This window comes from Paenibacillus nanensis, assembly GCF_003583765.1.
Lineage (GTDB): Bacteria > Bacillota > Bacilli > Paenibacillales > Paenibacillaceae > Pristimantibacillus > Pristimantibacillus nanensis.
In genome coordinates this window covers 111,005-131,075 of the sequence record NZ_QXQA01000007.1, presented here as the reverse complement: position 1 = coordinate 131,075, position 20,071 = coordinate 111,005, and the positions used below count along the sequence as shown (strand labels likewise).

The 20,071-nt window shown below is 52.3% G+C and carries 10 protein-coding genes; 4 read left to right on the top strand and 6 right to left on the bottom strand.

Translation table 11 applies throughout. The features are described 5' to 3' along the window. Positions 1–6: 6 nt before the first annotated feature. The 4 genes from D3P08_RS13040 (at position 7) to D3P08_RS13025 (ending at position 4,836) form a co-directional block, all read left to right on the top strand. Complete coding sequence (locus D3P08_RS13040; RefSeq protein WP_119600129.1) at positions 7–1,083, top strand: ABC transporter substrate-binding protein; 1,077 nt, start codon at positions 7–9, stop codon at positions 1,081–1,083. A 99-nt stretch (positions 1,084–1,182) separates the two neighbouring features. Next, complete coding sequence (locus D3P08_RS13035; protein WP_119600128.1) at positions 1,183–2,715, top strand: ATP-binding protein; 1,533 nt, start codon at positions 1,183–1,185, stop codon at positions 2,713–2,715. Next, entirely contained in the window at positions 2,681–3,403 is a 723-nt protein-coding gene (locus D3P08_RS13030) for a response regulator transcription factor (RefSeq protein WP_162848462.1), read from the top strand. Before D3P08_RS13035 ends, D3P08_RS13030 begins: the two co-directional genes overlap by 35 nt. 14 nt (positions 3,404–3,417) lie before the next feature. After that, positions 3,418–4,836, top strand: a complete 1,419-nt coding sequence (locus D3P08_RS13025; RefSeq protein WP_119600126.1) for a sulfatase family protein — start codon at positions 3,418–3,420, stop codon at positions 4,834–4,836. A 56-nt stretch (positions 4,837–4,892) separates the two neighbouring features. On the opposite strand, the gene D3P08_RS13020 is transcribed toward D3P08_RS13025, so the two are convergent. From D3P08_RS13020 to D3P08_RS12995, 6 genes are all read right to left on the bottom strand, one after another. Continuing rightward, entirely contained in the window at positions 4,893–8,177 is a 3,285-nt protein-coding gene (locus tag D3P08_RS13020; RefSeq protein WP_119600125.1) for a discoidin domain-containing protein, read from the bottom strand. A 211-nt stretch (positions 8,178–8,388) separates the two neighbouring features. After that, a complete protein-coding gene (locus D3P08_RS13015) occupies positions 8,389–12,483 on the bottom strand; it encodes a beta-N-acetylglucosaminidase domain-containing protein (protein WP_162848461.1) in 4,095 nt (1,364 codons plus the stop codon). 100 nt (positions 12,484–12,583) lie between these two features. Then, positions 12,584–13,453, bottom strand: coding sequence for a carbohydrate ABC transporter permease (locus tag D3P08_RS13010; RefSeq protein ID WP_119600124.1), 870 nt, complete (start codon positions 13,451–13,453; stop codon positions 12,584–12,586). 12 nt (positions 13,454–13,465) lie between these two features. Further along, positions 13,466–14,383 (bottom strand): carbohydrate ABC transporter permease, encoded by a 918-nt coding sequence (locus D3P08_RS13005; RefSeq protein ID WP_119600123.1) that lies wholly within the window; start codon positions 14,381–14,383, stop codon positions 13,466–13,468. 79 nt (positions 14,384–14,462) lie between these two features. Continuing rightward, entirely contained in the window at positions 14,463–15,827 is a 1,365-nt protein-coding gene (locus D3P08_RS13000; protein WP_119600122.1) for an extracellular solute-binding protein, read from the bottom strand. A 262-nt stretch (positions 15,828–16,089) separates the two neighbouring features. After that, positions 16,090–20,007: a glycosyl hydrolase family 95 catalytic domain-containing protein gene (locus tag D3P08_RS12995; protein ID WP_119600121.1), complete on the bottom strand. Its 3,918-nt coding sequence runs from the start codon at positions 20,005–20,007 to the stop codon at positions 16,090–16,092. Positions 20,008–20,071: the final 64 nt, after the last annotated feature.

Sequence of the window (20,071 nt, the reverse complement as noted above, 5' to 3'; positions counted from 1 at the left end):
ATCGAAATGAAAAAATGGTTCACGATTGCACTTGCCTCTACTCTTCTGCTTGCGCTGACCGCCTGCGGCAGCTCAAATGGCGGGAATAACGGAAACACCGGCTCAAGCGCTTCGCCGAATGGAACCGAAGAAGCATCGCCCGCACTGAGCCCGGAGCCCACCGATGCGCCTAAGCCGGATAAGCTTCGGATCGCCTACCACCCGAACATGGGAGGCTCCTCCGCTATCATTACCGGGATGAAAAAGGATTTCTTCAACGAACAAAACATTGAAATCGAGCTTGTCAAATTTACAAGCGGGCCGACAGAGGTTGCCGCCATGATCTCCGGAGACATCGATCTCGGATACGTCGGGCACGGCGCGCACTTCCTTGCGGTGGAAGGCAAGGTGAAGATCATCTCGCTTGATGTGCTGAGCAAAGCCGAGGAGCTGATGGTCCGCGCCGATTCCGGGATTGCGGCAGTGAAGGATTTGAAAGGCAAAACGATCGCGACGCAGCTCGGCACCTCGGGGGAAATTGTGCTGGATCTGGCATTGAAGAAGGAGGGGATGACCCGCGACGACGTGAAGCTGGTCAATATGGACATGGCCGGCGCCGTCTCCGCGTTTATTGCCGACAAGGTGGATGCCGTCATCGTCTGGGCGCCGTACTCTACTGAAATCAAAAAAGAAATCGGCAAGGACAACATTACGGTGCTTGCGAACAGCGCAAGCTTCAGCGAGGAATTTGTATTCCCTTCCAGCTGGATCGTAACACCCGACTACCTTGACAAAAATGAAGACAAAGTCGTGCGCTTTTTGAAAGGCCTGCACAAAGCGATGGACTACCGCGCCGAGCATCTGGACGAGGTTGTAGGCTATGTGGCCGAGCTGAATGCAACGCCTGTCGAGTCGGTTCAGGAAGAGGTGGAAAGCGGCGTTTGGATGACGGGCACGGAGGTTCGCGGGCTGTTCGCGGACGGTACCGCAAAAAAATGGTACGAGCAGCAGCAAGAGCTGTTCTTATCGAGCGGAAAGCTCGAGAAAGGAGCTCCGGTCGAAAGCTATGTCACCTTCGACTTGATGGGCAAAGTCGCGGAATAATCCGATCCGGCTTATAAAAGTTCGAAAAAATGTGCGTATGCACCTATGCTAGAATAGTAGCGACGGGTACGTCGTTACTATTCCAAGGGGCTGGCAAGCATGATTCTATTTATATTAGCCGTCATGATGATTACCGGCATTCTGCTCGTTACAACCAGCATGAAATCCTCCTCGACCTGGTTAACCGGCTGCTTTGCCGGCAGCATCCTGCTCATCGTCGGATTTATGTACTATTTCGCCAAAAGCGGCGGACTGCCGTTTCAAATGGAATTTATTTTTTTTCTGCACCCGGATATTCATCGTTTTTTCCAGTATTCAACCATCACGATCGACGAGATGAGCCGTCTTCTTTCGATTGGACGCGCCGTTTTTTTATTTTTTCTAGCCGGGTTCGTGATCAACGCAAGCACAATCATACAGCCTAGGATCAAGCCGTTCGTTTATGCCGCGGCATTCCTGTTCGCGCTCTCCAGCTATCTGATTTATGAACCTATCGTTTATGCGCGCCTCGCCGAGCATTCGCCCGACAGCTTCCATCATCGTACGGCATTCATCATGCGGGCCTCCTATTTGCTTCATGAGCTGGCGCTGCTAACTCTGCTTACCCGCGAGCTCCGAAGAATGAGAACGCCGTGGCTCCGGAACAAATTTATGATCGTGTTCGTCACGGTCGTCAACCTGGCCGTCATCTTTTTGCTGTTCGGCGTGTTTTCCCCGCTGCAAGTCAGCCATGCGATCACGGCGACCTATTTCTATATGGGGTCTCTCTACTACAACAACCCCCTTTCGATTATTCAATGGTACGCGCTTATCGGCGTAAGCTTCGTCGTCACGATATTCGGCGCCTTCTCTCTGTGGCGTTACAACAAGCTGATCGGGCAGATCGGCAAGCCGGAGATGCTGGTGGAGAAAAAAATCCGCCAGAGCGACATGGGCGTACGCGTTTTTACGCACGGGATCAAAAACCAGATTCTGGCCCAGCGCGTGCTGATTCGGAATTTAAAAAAACAGTTGGCGGCGGCCTCTGATGACGATGAACGGGATTCAAGCCGGATTGGACGAACGTCTCTTATTCGCGATGATATCGACCGACTTTCGGCGAGCAACGACCAAATCCTGCAGCGGATGGACGAGCTGTACAGCGCATTCAAGACGAATCGGATGCGGCTTAGGCCGACGAGCCTCCAGCTGATTTGCGAGCAGGTCCTGACGAAGCTCGATCCGGAGCAGCGCGCGCTGATTCAGACCAAGCCGTTCAAAGACCAGCTGATTTTGGCCGATCTCCCTTATCTCGTTCAGACCGTATACAATTTGCTTTCCAATGCCTTCGATGCCGTTCGCGACAACAAGAGCCTCGCGCGGCCGGCTTATGTCAGCTTGTACGGTTATCTGGCCGGCCATTATGCCGTCTTGCAAATCAAGGATAACGGGGTCGGTATCGACAAAAGCCAGCGCCATCAATTATTCGATCCGTTCTACACCCGCAAAAATTCGGATACGAATTGGGGACTGGGCTTGTCCTACGTGCAGCAAACGGTCAAAGCCCACTTCGGCTATGTGCGGTTCGACAGCAAACTCGGGGAGGGAACGACATTTTATGTTTACTTACCCATATACAGAGCAGCAGACTAACCGTCAGGCGTCTCGCCCAATAAAGGTTGCCGTCGCTGAGGATCATGACATTCTCAGACAGGACTTCTCGGAAATGATCGAGAGCCGTCCCAATATGGAGTGGGTCGGCGCCGCGGCTAGCGGCAATGCGGCTGTGGAGCTTGCGCTACGGGCGAATCCGGACATTTTGCTTATGGATATCGAAATGGAGTCGCATCAAGACGGTATCGAAGCCGCGAACCGATTGTCCCTGCTGAAACCCGAGCTTGGCATTATCTTCTTGACCGTTCACGAAGACGACGAAACGATTTATAAGGCCTATACGTTAAGCAACGCCAAAGACTATCTTGTAAAGTCTGCCGAGCACCTAGAAATCATTCGAAGCATTGAATCCGCTTATGTTGAACAGAAGCATGGCTCCTCCTCGATGTCGTCTAAGCTGAAAAGCGAGTTTTCCAGGCTAAAGCAGACGGAGAGCAAGCTCATTTTCTTTATGGGCATCTTGTCCCAGCTTACGCAGGCCGAGCGCGAAATTATTAAGCTCCTGCTCGGAGGATGCAAAGTAGAGGAGATTGCGCGCCTTCGCATGGTGGAACCCGTCACCATCAAGTCCCAAATCAACACGCTGCTCAAAAAATTCCGAATGAAGCGCACCAAGGAAATTGCAAGCCTTGTCCGCGAGTTGAACGTCTCGTTTATATTCGAATAGAGGTGAAACGATTTATGCATACGGAACGGAAACCAAACATCCTGTTTATTATGTCGGACGATCATGCTTCGCACGCCATGGGCTGTTACGGCAGCCGCATTAACCAGACGCCTCAGCTGGACCGCATTGCGAATGAGGGGATGCTGTTCGAGAACTGCTTCTGTACGAACTCCATTTGCTCGCCAAGCAGGGCGGCCATTTTGACCGGCAAATACAATCATCTGAACGGCGTAAAGTCGATCGAGGACGAGCTGGATGGCAGACAGATGACTTTTCCTAAGCTGCTGCAAGAAGGCGGCTACCAGACCGCGATGATCGGCAAATGGCATCTCGGGCATGGCGGCAACGCCGACCCAACGGGCTTCGATTATTGGACGGTCGTACCCGGCCAAGGGGAATACTATGATCCCCGCTTCTACGAAATGGGCGAGCTGAAACAATTTAAAGGCTACGTGACCGATGTCATTACAGACTTCTCGATCGATTGGATGGACAAGCGAGACAGGGATCGCCCGTTTCTGCTTATGTGTCACCATAAAGCCCCGCACCGACCTTGGGTCCCGGCCGAGAAATATGCATCGCTCTATGAGGATACGGATATTCCGGAACCTGAAACCTTCTACGACGATTACGCCACGCGCTCCAGAGCCGCAGCCGATGCGAAAATGCGTATAGACAGCCATATGAATGATGCCGTTGATCTAAAAGGCTCGCCTCCCGACGGTCTCTCGCCGGTTGACGCGAAAAAATGGAGGTACCAGCGGTATATCAAGGATTATCTGCGCTGCGTCGCCTCCATCGACGAAAGCGTCGGGCGCCTGCTCGACTATCTGGAGGAGGATGGCATAGCAGAAGACACCATCGTCATCTATACATCCGATCAAGGGTTCTTCCTTGGCGATCACGGCTGGTATGACAAGCGGTTCATGTATGAGGAATCGCTTCGGATGCCGTTTATCGTCCGGTACCCGCGCAACATCCGGGCCGGCTCGAAGACGGACGCGATGACGCTCAACATCGATTTTCCCGTGACCTTCTTGGATTACGCCGGCATTCCAGTTCCCGAAGACATGCAGGGCAGAAGCTTGAGGCCGGTCTGGGAAGGCGCCGGGAAGCAGGATAATTGGCGCACCTCCATGTATTACCGCTATTGGATGCATTTAGACGAGCATCACAACGTCTACTCCCATTACGGCATACGGACTGAACGATACAAGCTTATTTACTATTACGGGGAAGCGCTGGGCACCTCCGGCTCGATCGACGAGAACCGTTCGCCTGAGTGGGAGCTGTTCGACCTGGAGCTCGATCCGTACGAGCTGAACAATGTGTACGGCTATGACGCATATGGCGATATCACCAAATCGCTTAAGCAGGAGCTTCGCAGACTGCAGCTTGCCGTGCTGGATGAACCTGTCGAGGAAATCGGCTAAGGACTGCAAAGGGCCCGATCAGCCGTATTTCGGCTAATCGGGCCGCTTCTATTCCGTTAGTCCACCCGCACGATGCTCCACTGCTGGTTGCTCGCCCCGCTTGGCGTGAACTGAATAATGTTCGCTCCGTCCTGCATAGAGTTGGCGTTCACATCCATCGCTTTGGCGCTATGCTGGCTTGTAATGGTGTAATAGCCCTGCGCATTAGCGGAAATAATCCATTGCTGGTTAGCCGAACCCGAATCGGTGTAAAGGATAATATTCGCGCCGTTTGCCGTCGAGCTGCCGTACACATCCGCCGCCTTGCCGCTCAGCTTATGAACGAGCTTGTAGGTGCCGTTCGCGTTCTCTACGACCGTCCAATGCAGGCTGTCATGGTTCGTGTAAGCAAACTGCTTCACCTGCGCGCCGTTGCCGGTTGCGCCATCCTGCACGCCGATCGCCTTGCCGCTGGATTTCGATACAATTTTGTACGTGCCGCCCGGGTCGAATAAGGTCTCGCTGCCCGTAATCGAGAGCTCCGTTATCGCAAGCGCGGTGCCGTTCACGACGGACAAGGACTCCAGCTTGACGTATCTCGCTTTGGTGATGGCAGGGAGATTAATATTGTTGTAGTTTTCTCCCCGGGCATTCGGATTCGGCAACATGCCGTTATCGATCACCTTCGTCCAGTTCGTGCCGTCCAGACTCACATAGAAATTGTAAGTCTTCATCATGCCCTCATTCCACTGATCATACGGCCTTGCCACGTAAGAAAAACCTTTAATATAAAACGCTCTCTTCATATCAATGGTAACGGTTTTGCTGCCGCTTTGTTTGAGCGATTCAAAGAAGGTGCCCGTGTTTTTGTCAAAAGCTCTCGCCAGCGGAAATGCCGATTGCGCGGCCGGCGAAGCCGTGAATGTCCAGTCCGCCGCAAAGATGGAAGCCGCTTTGCCGCGAAGCAGGTATTTATCGCTCTTCGGTGAAGCAGCGGCTTTGCCGTCATAAGCGATAATCTCGTATTCATACACCTGATTAGGCTCTGCAGTCGTATCTACATAAGTCGTTCCGTAGGTTATCGCTAGCAGAGCGCCGTCTCGGTAAATCTCATAGGCGAGCACGGTGTTCTGAGGCTCGTTAATTCCGAAGGTCAGCTGTACGCCTACATCAAAGCGGTCGACGGACGTCATTTGCGGCTTAGCTCCGTTTACGAATGAACCAAGCGTACGGGACTTGTCGGTTATCAGCCACGTTTTGTCCTGCAGTACCGGCAGCCCGCTTACGAGGTCACGGACCTTCTGAAGGTCCATAGACTTGCCGTAATGCGCGTAATGCGGCGTAACATCAACCCCGGTGACTTGACTCATCGCGACAGCCATCGTCTGCCATTTGTCCAAACCGGCAAACGTCCCCTTTAACGACTCTTCGCGCAAATGCCGGTTCACCTGAGGATATAACGTATTCAAACCGTATTTCATTTCAAGCTGATAGTTCATCGCCGTCTGTTCAAATACGCCGAGCTCCACCGCTTCGCCCTCATTGAACCTTCGAATGGTATCCCAGCGGTTTTCCCGTTCTATCCTTGATGGAATGCCGAACTCCCGCTCCATGCGCAAGGAATACATGTTGTTCGTGATCTCCGCGATTTCAATCGCATGGTTGTCATAAATATGACCCCATTCATGCGCTTCGCCCCAGCCTCCGCCCGGACCTGCTGCCTGAACCAGCTCTTTGGCGAACCCGCCTGTGCGCGGACCGTTATTCAGGTCGTCGTAAGCCTGATATCCCGTAATACCGCCGCCTGCCCAAGCGTGAGCGCCCTTCGTAAACAACCTGGACATCAGCATGCTGTTCGGCGTTTGGTGAACAGGATTCGGATCATTGGCCGCATAACCGGAATAGTCGTTCATGACCCGGTAGAATCTTTCCCAAGTCTCGGCGGTATCGGCGATTGTCAGCCCGCTTGCCGCAAACTGTTCGTTCAGCCCGGCTAGCGCGGCTCTAGCGCTCGTGGTCGTGATGGTATTGTCGGTGACCAGCTCCATGATGTTGTAAAACTTAGGCGGCTGTCCCGAGTTGACGATGGCGTCAAAATCGAAATAGAGGTCATTGTTCTCCACGTTATTGACGTATGACGTCAGCTCTGCCATAAAATCGTTCACGTTCGTTTTTCCATGGACATACATCGGGAACTTCGTCCCGCCTGCAAGCCGGATTTGCGGCGCGAACGGCTGCTGGTTCGGATAGGCCTGATTCTGCAAATAGATCGCCGCCGGTCTGATCTTGCTTGCGTCCGTATCATCGACGGCTAAAGGAGGAGCCTCGATGATATTGATGCCGGGCGCCAAGTCGTACATTTTGATCCAGCTGCCCCAACCGCCCCCTATGGTGAGCGCCTGCCCGAACACGAGCTGTGGCAGAATGCCGTTGTCGTCGGCTTTCACATAGACGCGAATCGTCTCTCCCGGCGTGACATAGTAGCCTGTGGGAACCATCGTGTGCTTCGCATCCGTTTGTCCGCGGCTGGCCTCTTGATTAATATTGCCCCGCTGTATGGCGGTAAAAATCTTATGGTCAAACGCCGCTGGCTGATTGACCAAAGTGAGCGCGTCATTCAGAACTGGCACATATTTGCTCTCGTCGGGACGGCCTGAAGCCATAAGAATTAAATGTTCAATTGACGATGTGTTATTGTAGGCCGGGGTTAGTTTGGAGTAGGTTTTATCCGTGAACACCTGATTGAATGCTTCGAGGAAGGCATCGGGCTGGTGGAAGGAGATTTCCGCGATACTGGCCCAATTCTCTTTCGCTTGAACGAACTCCATGCGGACTCTGCGGGCATCGGTATGGGGGAATTCGAACTCGACAGTCGTGCCGATGGCTGACAGGTAAGTGTCTTCCTTGAACAAAATGAAATTTTCGCCCGAGTCGGTTAGACTTGCGTACAGCCTATAATGCAGAGGGAACCCTTTCCACGAAGCGCCTTGACGGACGAGATACTCCATACGCGATAACGTGTACACCTGATCGAAGGTCACGGTGACCGTGTTAGTAAAGCTTGAGGAATTCGGCGTGCCTGTCTCCCAATGCGTGGCCGGGTCTCCGTCAATCGCCTTATTAAGCGTACTCGATCCGTAATTGCCGCCATTGTTCGCGATACTGGTTAAGGTCACTCCTCCTGCCGACGACAATGTGATGCCGCCGGCCCCGTTACCCTGACCGGCTTCGGTATCCGTTGCGGCATCTGCCGCTGAGGCGCTTGCATTTGAAGCGCTTAACAGCCAGCATAGCGCTATAAACGCGGCCATGAAGGCTGACAGCTTACCCCATTCTCCTTTTCGGTTTTGTCGCACAACCACTCTATACCCCTCCTCTGAGTAAAATACAGTTACCAAATGTATGCGGATCGTTAAGGAGCCATTTGATCAAATCCATCGACTCCTGGAACGGATCATCGAAATTAGATCACATATTTTATATATCTCCCATAAATTTGACTTTTGTTTAGCGAGGAATGGAAGGGAAAACAAAAAAGTACCCTGCCGGCATTCGACAGGATACTCTCAAGTCTTATTTCAGCATCGCATTCGCTACCAGCGCCAAATCGAGCAAATCGATCACGCCGTCGGCTTTTACATCCAAATGCTTCACCAGCGCCCAATCCGCACTGTTCTCGTCTTTGCCGTAATTCGCGGCGATAAGCGCAAGATCTCCGATCGAGATGCGGCCGTCGCCGTTAACATCTCCCTCCAAGCCCGTTGGAGCTGCTGTAATGTGGATACGGAAGCCGGCTGCTTCAAGCTCGGTTTCTTTACCTTCCGCGTCACCAAGGACGGTCTGGGCTGCCGCAATTTCCCCTTTCACAGACTCCTGCACGTTCAATGCGCGGAAAGTCAGCTTCGCCAGCTGGACGTTGCCTGTTATGGGATGGTTCGCCCCTTCGGAAGCCATAATCAATTGAAGTTGTCCCGGCGTCTCAGACACCGTCTCGATAATCGGTATTCCCGTTTGAAGCGCGGCCGCCGAAACGAACGACATGACATCCGGATCATAAGTCACGACAATATTAGCCGCATATTCGAGGCCTTCTACATTTCTGACTCCGAATCGAACGTCAAACTCCTGACCTCCTGCGATGGTCTCATCCCCTGTTAAGCTTGCGGCCGGTCCTTCGGGTATGACGACACCGCCCTCTCTCTTCACGGGAATGATTTCATAAATCTGAGGTTTCGCCGCCCCATCCCACTGCAGCCTTAACTCAAGCACATGTTCGAAGCCGGACGTATCGATTCGATTAAACGATTCCGATAACGCGCCTGCTTGATGCCAGCCGTTCGCATCTCTCACCGATACCGCCGCATTGGAAATGTGGGATGGGCTTTGCAAAATAATGACTTCTTTCAGCTTCGTTTCATTGGACAGCTTGTAGGCCAGTTGACCTGACGCCGGGTCGCCTGCAGGCGTGTAGAACGTGGATAATCGACGATCGATCGCATACACACCTTCATTGCCCGCCCCGCCCTGCGGGTTCGCGCGAATGGACGGGTTCTCCGCGCCTGGGCGTTCGAGCCCTTCGTTCACGATAATTTCGTTTAACGCGAGCCATACGTTATGCGTCTCCGTTGAAAGGAGCCGGACATATCTGGCATTGACTTCATCAACTTGTACTCGCTTGTAACGATAAGGGACCTCGTGCTCGGGGAAATTCAAGCTTCGGTCGCCAGGGTTGTTGAAGCTGTGAATGGTGGTCCAGTTCTGACCATCCAACGACAGCTGAAGGTCTCCCCGGCGGAAGTAATCGCCTTCGCCGTCGTTAATGACGACGGCAACGTTGTGTACGTTCACGACGCCGCCTAGATCGATCTGCACGTATTTTCCGGCTGTTTGGTTGCTGCCGAACCATACCTTATTGACCAAATCGGCATTGTAAACTTGCGCGATATTGCCTTGATAGACGCTTCCGTAATTATGCGAAACGGCCGGCTCAGCGAACGTATTCATCCTCACCGACAATCGGCCGAGATCGAAGGTAACCGCCTGATCGCTTTTGTTGATGAGCCGGAAATACGCGGCATTACTGTATGGCTGAGCAGCGGGAACCGAAGTCCATTCTACGCCATTCTCGGATGATTCCAGAGCGATATTCGCATTCCCGCTTGCCGACGTAATCTCTACGATCTGTTCAATGGCTGGGAGCTTCATGCCTATATATTCCGAAGGCTGCAAAGTAAGCGAGCCGATATCCGCTAGCTCTGCCGATACCGGCGATGAAATAACGGCCGTATCCTTTAGCGCGGGCACATTCGTGTAGACGCTGGCTTTTCCTCTATTCTCATTGACCGTAAATTCCCTGACAGCGGTCCACAGATCGGGCTTTCCGCCGGGAACGCCCGCATGGGTCAACCGGTATCGAACGTACCTTGCTTCCAGCTCAAGCTCCTTCACGGCAATTTTGAAGCCGGATCTTTCCTCTCCAATCGCCGTCCATGTCTGACCGTCGGCGGAATACTCCAATATCCCGCGTTGGAAAATGTCATGATCGCTGTCCGTACGCCCCTGCGTAATGGTAACGTCGTTTACTTGAATGGTTTTTCCTAAGTCAACGCCGAACCAGTCGCCATTTTTTTGAAGAATTTGCATATACACAATCGTGCTTAGGTCGCCGTCCACCATTCTGTTCAGACCGTTAACCGAACCGTAAGAGCTTATCGCGGTCGGGATGACAAAGCCCGGATCAATCGAGGAATAAATCTGCGCATCCAGCCTGCTCAGCAGTTCCTGCGCGAACGGAACGAGACGCTTCGCGCCTGCTTCGACGGTGACATCCGGAGCGTTCAGCTTTTTAATTTTGAACGACTTCGACGCGGCCATCGCGCTGGTCGCTTGAGCCAGCTCCTGCCACGCTTTGTCCAGCTCCCCGGCTTGAACCGCCATGGCAGACAAGACAACCGATTTATCCGCTTGAAGAACATAAACAAGGCTGCCCAGCCAGGGCTCGATTTCCTCCAGCATCGCCGGATTTTGGCTGTTCGCCCGGAAGGATTCGATCGCGCCCCGCACACGGTCGAACTCTTCGATTAAGGTTCGGCCCGCCTCCGTTACCGATTGACCGTTCGCGTACCGGGCAAGAAATGCTTGAAGCTCTTCCTTGATATTCTCCGACTCTCCAACGACAAGACCATGACCGCTTGGCGACGGATCGCTAAGATGATTGGCGATGGCATGAAGCTCTGATGCAGCTTCGGGGGCTACATAATCGAAGGAATCGGCCCAGCTCTTGTCGGCGTTAAAGCCATCAACATTCCAGGTGTAGTCCGCAACGGCAAACAAGGCAATTTTGGACAGCTCGGCGTGCCCCATCGGGTTCGATACGACACCGGCAATATTATGAGCGCCTGGCACAAGAACCTCTCCCTTGCCGAGCATCAGCCTGGAATCTTTGTAGTCATTAACCGGCCAATTGAGCCATACGTAAGGATCTCTGCCATGCGCGTCCTTCGGCCATTGCATATCGGCCGTGTTGACGGTTCCGACGACGCCTCTGCCCGTCCACATGATCTCTACATTTTGAGGCACTTGACTAAGCGCCTGCAGATAAGGCTTGCCTCCTTCACCCGTCCAGCTTTGGTTATAGAACGGCGGACAATAGATGAGCGACCTGACATCCTCCTTGCTTGCCGCCCAATTCGCCACGTCGGTTATAAGCTTGACATGCTTATCCTTGTCCGTTAACGATTGGGACGTGCTTATATCGTCCATGAACAAGCCGAATTGGCGAACGCCGATGCCGTAAAGCTGCTCCAGCTTCGCAACCAGCGTTGCAAGCTCAGCCTCGTAATTGTTCCAGTTGATCATATTAAAGCCGGGATGGATCGCCCATACGAACTGCGTTTTGGATTCGTGTCCGACATCGACCAGCTCTTTAATTTTGGCGAGCTCCTCCGCAGGATATAGCGTTCTCCACGCCGAGTTGTGGTACTTGTCGTCCTTCGGCGCGAAAATATACGAGTTCATCTTTATCGTCCCGCCGAAACGCATAAGACTTATCCGGTCCTCGTGCGACCACGGAAATCCATAGAAGCCTTCAATGAAGCCTCTGAAACGGGTGTCGGTGAAATCCTCAATTTTTATTTCTTGAACCTCGCGGTCCGGTGTCTGATCCAAAATCATTTTGAGCGTGGCGAGCGCATAATAAGCGGAATCCGTATCCGCGCCTAGAATCGCGATATGGTCCGCCGCTTCCTCCTGATCGTCAATCTCCAGCACGTATGCATCCTGATTCGCAAAGATGCCGGCGTCATAATCGATTTGGTCGTCAAAGTAAGCATCAACGTAGCCCTCGGAATCTTTTACGCCGATTAGAATATTGGTTTTATGTTGGACAACGGCAGCCGATACCGTTGCTTCGATCGCATTCTCGCGCAAGATGTCCGCCAGAAAGTCCTCGGTATAATCGTCGATAGCGCTTTCAATAACGACGTTTAGTTCATCGGTTATCGTGAAGGCGGCTCCGCTGTAAACGCTGTTCTGCGGGAGAGGATAAATTTCGTAAGGGGCCGAGGCCGGTTCATTATTCACCGCGCCTTGCGTTGCGCCCGCCGAGCCGGTGAATACGCCTGTAAACATGAGGATACCGGCCAGAAGACTGAACGTCTTTTTGGACATTTCATCTCAACCTTTCCGTCCTATTATTAGCACAGCCTGACCGCAAATAAGCGGCGTGACGGTTACTGGAGAACTGCCGCGCCGCTATTCGTTTATTCGATCACCCCTTCAAAGCGCCGGCCGTCAGCCCGCCTGTAATTTGTCTCTGATAAATCATGTACATCAGAATAACAGGGAGCATTGAAATCGCAAGTCCGGCAAACAGCGGCCCCCATTCGGTCCGATATTGCATTTCCGCCTGCATAATGGCGATCCCTACCGGGACGGTGTATTTCTCCGGATTATTGGTCAATACAGTAGCCATGATGTATTCATTCCACACGGTCAGCGTATTCATAATGCCAACCGTAATTAATCCCGGCTTCGATAAAGGCAGCATGATGCGGAAGAAGATGCCGTAATCCGTACAGCCGTCTATCGTTGCCGCCTCCTCTAGTTCCTTGGGCAGCGATTGATAGAAGCCGATTAAGAAAAAAATAGCAAAAGGCAATATTCCGATTGTGCCAACGGAATAAACGAGAACGAGCCCCGTTAACGTATTGTCCAGCTGCAGATCGCTCAGCAAAAAAAACAAAGGAATCAATCCGAGCGTTGTCGGGATCATCATCGAGGCGATGTAGGCGAAGTAGAGGAGGCCTCTTCCCTTAAACCGGAATCGGGCCAATATATACGCTGTCGTGGCGGCGAGCGCCATGGACAAGGCGATACTTCCGACCGTAACGATCAGCGAATTGAAGAAATAATCGCCGAAATGCGCGCGGTTCCATACGTTCGAATAGTTTTCGAAGCGGAGCGCGCTTGGCAAATCCCAAGGCTTGCCCAGCATAACCATTTGATTGTCCTTCAGAGAAGTTAGAAACGTCCATATCACCGGATATAGGACAACCGCAGACCATAGCAAGAGGAAAAAACGAACGATCGTTTTCGAAACGATCCGCCGCCTCGGCCTGTTGATTGACAGCTCATTCATTTGTACACCTCATTACATTTCGATTGTCTCCCGATGAAGAATTCTTTGCAGAATCAAGGTTGTCAACAGGGATAGGATTAATATTAAAACGCCGATTGTCGCGCCGTAGCTCATATGGAACTGTTTGAAGCCCATCTGGTACAAGTAGTAGCCAAGCACCTGCGTTTGATTATCTGGCCCGCCTTCTGTCATCAGCTTTACGATAATAAAAGAACCGTTAAGCGTCGTAATCGTAATATGGATGACCGATGTTTTGAACTGTTCCCAAATGAGAGGCATGGTAATGGTTGTAAACTGCTTCCATTCCCCCGCCCCGTCAATGCTGGCCGCCTCGTACAGGGAACTCGGAATCGCTAGAATGGAAGCGATAATAAGCAGCATATAAAATCCGATTCCCGCCCATACGCTTGGAGGAAGCAATGACCATATCGCGGATCCGGCGGAGCCCAGCCAGTTCGTCGTGACCGGCGTATCGGTGAACAGCGAGAGGAAAGCATTCAGGAAGCCTAAGCTCGGGTTATAAATAAAGCTCCATAATACGCCGATAACGACAACGGAAATGATGTTCGGAAGGAAAAAGACAACGCGGTAAAATCCGTATTCTTTCAGCTTCAGCCTCGTCAGAGCCACAGCGAAAAACACGGCAAACAATAGGATGAGGATAACCTTCCAAAAGATCAGAAAATAATCATTAGCGATCGCAGTGGGTATGATCGGATCAGTGAAAAGCTCTTTGTAATTATCCATACCGATAAAACTCATCGTTTCCGAACCGCCTGACCAATCGAAGAAGCTTAGATAGAGTCCGCGGAGTAGGGGATAAATCGTAAACACGGAGAATAACACGAATGTCGGCAGCAGGAAACTGGCCATAAACAGCTTCCGCCTCCAAGAGCTTGCGGGCCTTAATTTTTTCGTCATCGCAGCCATGTTTAATGCCTCCCTTAAGATTTGAAAGAACAATCAGAGGAGCATCGTCCTCTGATTGTTAGAAGGTTGAGAGGTCGCATTAACCGCGGACTTTAGCCGCCGCTTTTTCCATCCTGTCGATCCACTCATCCGCGGTAATGGTACCTTGGAGAAGCGCGATCGTCGCGTCATTCTGCGCCTGCTCGAGATCCGCATTCAATTTGAAGACCGGGGCAACGATCGTGTCGCTTCCGTTAAAATAATTCATGGCTGTTTTTACAACATCGCTTGCGCTCGAGGTTTCAAGGTCGGCCTTTACGTTCATTAGCGCGCCTGTCAGCTCAGCCCAGCGAACGGCCGCTTTTTTCGTGAAGATGAACTCGATAAATGCTTTTGCCGCCTCGGGGTTTTTCGCCTTTTTCGCGATAGCGATATTGCTGGTATAAGGAATCGCAACATATTTGCCGCCTGCGTTCTGCATCACGGAAGGAATAAAGCCGAATTTGAAGCCTTCCGGCGTGTCCTTGCTCATTTCGTTCTCCAGCCAGAGCCCGTTAGGGATCATCGCGTCCTTATGCTGGAGGAACAGCATTTGGGAATCCGTATGGTTCATGCCGAAGGAGGCGTTATCGATAAGGCCTTTATCGCGCATCTCAACGACCTTCTCCAGCGTTTTTCTAACCGCGTCATTATTGAAGGAGTTTTCTTTGGCCGCTTCTTGATCCTTTAAGATTTGCGCATTATCGCCATTCTCGGAGACAAATCCGGAGTTTAGAAGCCCGCCGACGATGTAGTACGGATATTTGCCCGTGTGGATGTACGGGTTAATGCCCTCCGCTTTAATTTTTTCGCTCGTCGCCAGGAAGCTGTCCCAATCGGTTGGAACCGTCCAGCCTTTGTCCTCAAAAAGCTTGGCGTCATAGAAGGTGCCCCACGAGCCGAATACTAAAGGGATAGTGTAGTTTTTACCGTTGTAGTCTTGCGGAGGCGCGATTAAGTTGCTGACCAGATTTTCGCCATCCACATTTTGCGCGTCCTTCACCCAGTCCGTAATGTCCATCAGCTGGTCGTCCTGTACCATCTGCGTTTCGTTCGAGCCGGCGCCGTCGATGTAGACAACATCCGGCGGGTCGCCTTGAATCCAGCGCGGTTTCATTTGTTCGTTAATCTGGGAACCGGCCGACTCCTTGATGTTCAGATCCGGATACATCGCCTTGAATTCGCCGATCATTTCTTTCCACCACGCATCGCCGTAACCGCCGACAAAGTATTGGATTTCGAAATCGCCGGAAATTTTTGCTTCTCCGCTCGGCGCTTCCGTTGCAGCGGCAGATGACGACGGCGATGGCGACTCCGACGCTTGATTGTTGTTATTCGCGCTGTTACCGCCGCATCCTGACAAAGCCAGCAGGACGAGGGATAGCGCGAGCCCCCCTGTTACTTTTTTTCTTAGCTTGCTTTTCATAACATGTAACCTCCCCAAAGTGATGTTCATCTTTCTTACATCTAGCCTTTTTTTTGGCGCTCTAGGTGTTTAGTCCCAATTAGCGCTTTCATTATATAACCTGCAAAAGCGCCATCACATGATCTCTTTTGTAGTGAACTTGATCATTTTTGTACTTAATTGCGAACTAACTCCCCCAAAAAAAAGGAGATGTATGTTAAACTCCCATACATCTCCTCCTTCGGCTGTTGCATGCACCCATTATTTTCCGGGCAATAACGATTTATTCGAGTATTTTGCGGGCAACGAGAGCCATATCAAGGATATCAACTCTTTGATTGCCGTCTACATCCGCTATTCTGATTTGCTCCCAATCCGGACTGCTGGCATCCTTGCCGTAATGCGCGGCAATCATACCGAGGTCGCCGATCGACACTTTTCCGTCACCGTTCATATCCGGATTGCCTTTTTGAAGAGGCGTTACCTCGATAGCCAAGGGCGCTGTTCCAGCCGCCGTCTCATGTCCCTCTGCGTCTCCCAGCAGAACAGCCGTAACCGCTATTGTGCTTGTCGTTCGCTCATCTACCGCTTTAGCGCGGAAGGTCAGTTCCGCAACCTGCGAATCCTCCGCTATTCCATGCTCTTCTCCCACACTGGCCACAATGAGACGCAATACGCCTTGGGCGGTTTGCTTTGACTCTAATACTTGAACGCCATCGATTGCACTCACGGCTGAAACAAATTCAAAACGATCGGCATCATAAGCCAACTGAATATCCTGGGCAAATACCTCTTCCTGAAGATTTTTAAAGCCGAGCTGTATCTTAAATGGTTCCATGCTCTCAACAGACGCTGGACCGGTTAAAGCAGCCGCCGGCAATTCCTCGTCATCCTCCTCATAGGGCACATATTCAAAAGCGTCCACCATCGCAATGGTGTTCGATGACGCCGTGTTTTTTGTTCCTTTTACGACCACTTTAATCGTATGAACGCCCCCTGGGAGATTGTCTCTCTCGAACAGGACCTGCTGCTTGATGGTCGAAGGCGCATAACCGTCAATATTTTCGGCTGCGAGCTCTCCGTCGAGGTAGACATCGAATCGTCCGTGATTCGGCTGAAGCGCACTAATGAATGTAATGGCAGTTCCAGTGAACGTCAATTCGGCCGTGGCCCCAGGTTGATTGCTGAAGCTTTCGGTTCCCAAATAATTGCTTGGATTGCTGTACGGGCTCCAAGTTCCCGTATATGTGATAGAGGAGTCACGGTCGTCAATTTTAATCGGCGGAGCAGGCGTCTCTACACGCGAGATGATTTTGTACTGCCCGCCCGGCTGTGTCGCAAACGAAAGGACATCGCCATTGACCGTATAAGGCACGGGTTGATTCCGATCGGCGCTAACCACCACGATCGCGTCTTCTTGGGTAAAATGTTTGTATTTGACGCGCGCCTCGTTTCCTTTCTTGGACGTAATGACCGCTTCACGTAGAATGGTACCTTTCCACTTTATATCCACCTCAAAGGCGCCTCTTGCGACAAGTCCTTCTACGCTGCCTGCCGCCCAATCAGCGGGTAAAGCGGGAAGCAGGTCGATCGTTCCGGTATGGCTTTGCAGCAGCATCTCCGCGATCCCTGAGGTGGCGCCGAAGTTGCCGTCTATCTGGAACGGCGGATGCGTATCAAACAAATTAGGCAAGGTGCTTCCTCTCAGCTGCTCCCCAAGCAGCTTATGCGCGCGGTCGCCGTCCAGCATTCGCGCCCACAAATTGATTTTGTTCGCCTTGCTCCACCCCGTGCCGCCGTCTCCACGGGCATTCAAGGTCACTCTTGCCGCTTTGAACAGCTCCGGCGTTTCGACCTCATTGATGAGAGTCCCGGGATATAAGCCAATTAGATGAGAGATGTGGCGATGCTGATTCGACGGGTCGTCCAGCTCGCCCTTCCATTCCTGCACCTGTCCCCATGCGCCGACCTGCGGCAGCCACAGCCGGTCGCGCATCGTTTTTACTTTCGCTCGAAGCTCCTCGTCCACGCCAAGGATTTCGCTGGCTTTTATAAATTGGGTGAACAGCTCCCAGATCAGCTCTTGATCATAGGAAACGCCGATCCCGACATCCCCTTGCTCCGGCGAATACGAAGGCGAGGACACCAAGCTGCCGTCCGTATCTTCCACGAGATATTTGGTCCAGAACAGCGTCGTTTCTTTTATAATGTCGTACAGCCTCTCCTCTAACAGCTGCTCATCCCCGCTAAACGCATAATGATCCCACACCTGCTGAACCATAAACGCGTTTGCCGCTGGGGACCAGCCCCAGTAGAAGTCGGAGCCTGGCGCCGTATAACCGAACGGGTTGTTGACGGTATGCACGACCCAGCCCTCTCCTTCGATGCCATGATGTCTTTGCGCGGTTACGCGGCCCGGCTCGCGCAGCGAATCGATATAGTCGATATAGGGAATATCCGTTTCGGCCAGATTTACGACCTCGGACGGCCAGTAGTTCATTTGCACGTTAATATTCGTATGGTAATCGCTGTTCCATGGCGGATTGTTCGCTTGATTCCATACCCCCTGCAGGTTCGCGGGGAGCGATCCTTCGCGCGATGACGCAATGAGCAGATAGCGGCCATATTGAAAAAACAGCGCCTCCAACGTTCTTTTTTCCATCTCTGAGCCGGTGTTTGTTTTGTAGCGGTTTAACAGCTCATCGGTTGGAATAGCGGGGGGCTCGCCGCCCAAGTCCAACGACACGCGATGGAACAGCTCCCGGTAATCGGCTAAATGGGCGCTGCGCAGCTGCTCGTAGGATTTATCCGCAGCAGCGCTCATGACGGCCTCTACCTTAGCCTTTGGCGTCACCTTGCTTTTGTAGGCTGGAAAATCATTTGCGTAATCGGTTGCCGCCGACATAACAATGGTTACCGCATCGGCGCCTTCAACAGAAATTTTCCCGTCCGCCGCCATTACGGTTCCCCCTTCACTGCGCACCTTGAGCTGAGCCTCATAGGCCATCTTATTGCTGGGCACTAAACCGCTTAGAATAAGCGTATCGCTGCCCTGTGCGGCTACGGAGTGGGAAGGCTGGGCGCCTGTCATGCGCACGTCGAAGCTTAGCGGTTCTTTGTTGTCCGTCGTTAACCGCATAACCATCGCCTTGTCGGGATAGCTGAGGAAGTATTCCCTCTTGTAACGCACGCTGTTTTGGGTGTAGGACACTCTTGCCATCGCGTCCTGAATGTCCAGCTCCCGGCGGTAATTGGCATACGCCTCCGGCTCCGCATCCGGTCCGTTCAGCTTCAGCTCGGCTAATTGAATTTGGGCGCCGCCTTTTGTCGTAAGATCGAACTTGTAATATTTATAGGCGGTCTCATTCGCGAAGCTATACGTTTTTGTTAATTTGCGCGAAGCAAACTGCTCATTCGTTTTTGTGTCGAGCAAGGTCCACTCCGCTCCGTCGTTGGAGCCCTTCAAAGTCCAATCCTTCGGGTCGCGGTCCGGCACATCGTTCCCCGATGTTAAAGAATAACCGGTCACGACACTAGGCTCCGAATATTCCCATTGAATCCAGAAAGGAGGACGGCCTTCGGCTCCCGAATACCATTTCGTGTCGATGGAGCCGTCCGTCAGCTTCTCGATTCCTTCGCCGTAAGCGGGATTAGACGAGCTGGCCGTTACGGTAAACGCGGTCTGCTTGCCGAAATCCAGGTAAATATCGCCAAAGGCCTGAAACGCGCCAAATGAATAATCATTAGCCCCCATGACACCCGTAACTCGGCTTAACAGCGACCTGGCTTCATTTATTTTCCCTTCCTTTAGCAATTGGCGGATTGTGTTCACATGGCCTTGAGCTCCGTCTTTTATTCCATATTGATAATTCGGGTCCGCTCCCGGTCCGCCGCTCCATAAGGTCTTTTCATTGAACTGAATGCGTTCCTGCTCTACGCCTCCGAATACCATGCCGCCCATATGTCCGTTGCCGATAGGCAGCGCCTCCGTCTCCCAGGCTGCAGCCGGCTCGTCGTACCATAGGGCAAGGTCGTTCGACGCGGCTCCCTCTTCAGGCGCCCGCGAAGAGTTATCCGCATACGCGGTGGAAAAGCTTCTTCCGACTTCTACAGTCCACGCGCTTGCGAATACCGAATAAGTCATAAGTACGGACAACAATACCGCGGTTCTGGCTGCTAAACGATTCATTCGACTTTTCACACTAGCCCCTCCTCGTTTCTTTTCCAGCAAAAATAATCCCCGCAGACTAAACCTCGGCTCTTCT